The sequence below is a fragment of the Mycobacterium gordonae genome (assembly GCF_001417955.2).
Taxonomy (GTDB): domain Bacteria; phylum Actinomycetota; class Actinomycetes; order Mycobacteriales; family Mycobacteriaceae; genus Mycobacterium; species Mycobacterium gordonae_B.
Genome location: NZ_LKTM01000122.1, coordinates 1 through 3,083 on the forward strand (window position 1 = coordinate 1; position 3,083 = coordinate 3,083).

General features: G+C 68.4%; 5 protein-coding genes. 4 read left to right on the top strand and 1 reads right to left on the bottom strand.

What is annotated here, in order from left to right; all coding sequences use genetic code 11:
* The 4 genes from pgsA to pspM form a co-directional block, all read left to right on the top strand.
* On the top strand, positions 1–474 hold a 474-nt coding region (gene pgsA / locus AO501_RS12510; RefSeq protein WP_055578038.1), incomplete at its 5' end, for a CDP-diacylglycerol--glycerol-3-phosphate 3-phosphatidyltransferase.
* A 77-nt stretch (positions 475–551) separates the two neighbouring features.
* Positions 552–863 (top strand): transcriptional regulator ClgR, encoded by a 312-nt coding sequence (gene clgR / locus AO501_RS12515; protein ID WP_055578039.1) that lies wholly within the window; start codon positions 552–554, stop codon positions 861–863.
* Between the two features lie 135 nt (positions 864–998).
* Positions 999–1,820 (top strand): phage shock protein PspA, encoded by an 822-nt coding sequence (gene pspA, locus AO501_RS12520; RefSeq protein WP_055578040.1) that lies wholly within the window; start codon positions 999–1,001, stop codon positions 1,818–1,820.
* Between the two features lie 9 nt (positions 1,821–1,829).
* Complete coding sequence (gene pspM / locus AO501_RS12525; RefSeq protein ID WP_055578041.1) at positions 1,830–2,651, top strand: phage shock envelope stress response protein PspM; 822 nt, start codon at positions 1,830–1,832, stop codon at positions 2,649–2,651.
* Positions 2,652–2,660: 9 nt separating this feature from the next.
* Here the strand turns inward: pspM and AO501_RS37950 are convergent.
* On the bottom strand, positions 2,661–3,083 hold a 423-nt coding region (locus AO501_RS37950), incomplete at its 5' end, for a hypothetical protein (RefSeq protein ID WP_197419827.1).

Here is a 3,083-nt window from a genome sequence, read left to right on the forward strand (position 1 = left end):
GACGGCCACCACTCCTGGGCGCGCGTGGTGGCGTGGGCGATTTTTGCGGTGGCTGTCATCACCGATCGATTCGACGGGCTGCTCGCCCGCAATTACGGCATGGCGACCGAATTCGGCGCGTTCGTCGACCCGATCGCGGACAAGACGCTGATCGGGGCGGCGCTGATCGGGCTGTCGATGCTTGGTGAGCTGCCCTGGTGGGTGACGGTGCTGATCCTGACCCGCGAAGTGGCGATCACCGTGCTGCGGCTGGCTGTCATCCACCGCGGTGTCATTCCCGCCAGCTGGGGCGGCAAGCTCAAGACCGTGGTCCAGGCGGTGGCGATCGGCTTGTTCGTGTTGCCCCTGTCCGGGATTCTGCACACCGCCGCCGTGGTGGTGATGGGTCTGGCGATCGTCCTCACCGTCGTCACCGGCATCGACTACGTCGCGTCGACGGTCCGAGAAATTCGCCGGACCAAACGCGACGCCTAGGGAACCATTGCGGCCATCGCCTGCGTTCACCTGAAGTCCCATGAATTCTTGGGGATGACCGGACGAAGGGGAGCACGATGGCGTCACTAGTGCGTGAGGTGGTTGGCGACGTGCTGCGGGGGGCCCGGACATCGCAGGGCCGGACGCTGCGCGAGGTGTCCGATTCGGCGCGGGTGAGCCTCGGGTATCTGTCGGAAATCGAGCGCGGCCGCAAGGAGCCGTCCAGTGAGCTGCTCACCGCGATCTGCGACGCGCTGCAGGTTCCGCTCTCACAGGTGCTCATCGATGCCGGCGAGCGGATGGCCCGCGAAGAGCGTGCCAGCCGCGCCTCCATCGATGCCAGCATCAAGGTTGTCATCCCACCGGTGGTCTCGCTGGCCGTGGCGTGAGCGCGGCGGGTAGACCCGCGTCCACGAGATATGCACCATGGGTGGGGCGATGAGAGCTGACCCACTAAATTGAGCGGCAGGGTAAGCGTTGCGGCCCATCCGGCACACAAGAAGAAGCGAAGGCGGAGCTAACTGATGGCCAATCCGTTCGTCAAAGCGTGGAAGTACCTCATGGCGCTGTTCAACTCCAAGATTGACGAGCACGCCGACCCGAAAGTGCAGATCCAGCAGGCCATTGAAGAGGCACAACGCACTCACCAGGCGTTGACCCAGCAGGCCGCGCAGGTGATCGGCAACCAGCGTCAGCTGGAGATGCGGCTCAACCGCCAGCTGGCCGACATCGAGAAGTTGCAGGTAAACGTGCGTCAGGCGCTCACCCTTGCCGACCAGGCCGTCGCCAGCGGGGACGCCGCGAAGGCCACCGAGTACAACAACGCCGCCGAAGCGTTCGCCGCCCAGCTGGTGACCGCCGAGCAGAGCGTCGAAGACCTCAAGACGCTGCACGACCAGGCCCTGCAGGCGGCCGGGCAGGCCAAGAAGGCCGTCGAACGCAACGCGATGGTGTTGCAGCAGAAGATCGCCGAGCGCACCAAGCTCCTCAGCCAGCTCGAGCAGGCCAAGATGCAGGAGCAGGTGAGCGCGTCGCTGCGGTCGATGAGCGAGCTTGCCGCCCCGGGCAACACGCCCAGCCTCGACGAGGTGCGCGACAAGATCGAACGGCGGTACGCCAACGCGATCGGCTCCGCCGAGCTTGCGCAGAGCTCGGTGCAGGGCCGGATGCTCGAGGTCGAGCAGGCCGGCGTGCAGATGGCAGGGCATTCCCGGCTCGAGCAGATCCGGGCATCGATGCGTGGCGAGGCACTGCCCGCCGGTGGTGCGACCGCACCTGGTGTCACTCCGGCGACGCCGGCCACCGAGCCCGGTGGAGCCGTTCCCGATAAGCCGTTCGGCCAGTAGGAGAAGCCGATGGCGGCCAAGTCGAATCAGCGGGGCCTGTGGCGCGGGTTGCTGCAGCGCGGATTCGACACCGCCGCGGACCTGACCGACCTGGTTGCCCGCAAGATCAGCGCCGCCAGTGACCCGCGGGCGCGCCAGCTGCGCCGCCGGCGACGCGCGCTGCGGTGGGCGTGGATCTTCACCGCCGGAGTCGTGTTCTGGGGGTTGGTGACCGCGGTGCTGGCGGCCTGGGGCTGGTTCGCGCTCCTGCTGCAGATCACCGGCGCCGTCGCCGTCGTGATGGTGATTCCGGCGACGCTGCTGTTCTTCCGGTACTACTGGCTGAAGGCCGAGCCGCTTCCGGCCCAACGGCCGGCCAACCCCCGCCGGCTACCGCCGCCCGGTTCGGCCGCGCGGCCCGCCATGTATGCACTGGGCGCTTCCGAACGCGGGTTCTTCTCGCTGCTGGGGGTCATCGAGCGCGGCGCGATGCTGCCGGCCGACGAGATCACCGACCTGACCGACGCGGCCAAGCGGACCTCGGCGGCCATGGCGGCTACCGCCGCTGAAGTGGTGTCGATGGAAAGAGCAGCGCACAACGCCGAAGGTTCGCGTCAGTATCTGGTGCCGACCATCAACGCCTACACCGCACAATTAGGCGCCGGCGTCCGCCAGTACAACGAAATGGTCACTGCAGCGGCGCATTTGGTGTCTTCCGTGAGCGGCGACGGCACGGTGGGCGTCGCGCCGCTGGCCCAGCAGCGCTACCGTGACGAACTCGCCGGTGCCACCGATCGGCTGCTCGGCTGGGCGCAGGCCTTCGATGAGCTCGGCGGCCTGCGCCGGGCCTGAGCCCACGGGTTACGGCACCAGCCCGTTCTGGCCATTCTGACCGAGCAGCAGGCCACCGGCGCCACCGGCGCCCGCGTTGCCATTCCCTCCGGTGCTCTGTCCGCCGTTGCCGCCGTTGCCACCCCCGCCCAGCAGGAAGGCGTTGCCGCCGTTACCGCCGCTACCGGCTTTCCCTACCAGCGTTTCACCGCCGTTTCCGCCGTTACCACCGTCTCCGATCAGCGCGCCTTTCCCGCCGCCCCCGCCGTCGCCGCCGGTGCCGTTCTCGCCTGCCCCGCCGCTTCCACCAGCGCCGCCCGAACCGTAGAGCGCGCCGGCACTTCCACCGGTACCGCCTTGTCCACCGCTGTTGCTCCCCAGCCCACCGGCGCCGCCGGCACCGCCGGAACCGATCAGTCCGCCGTTACCGCCGCCACCTCCTGCGCCGCCGTT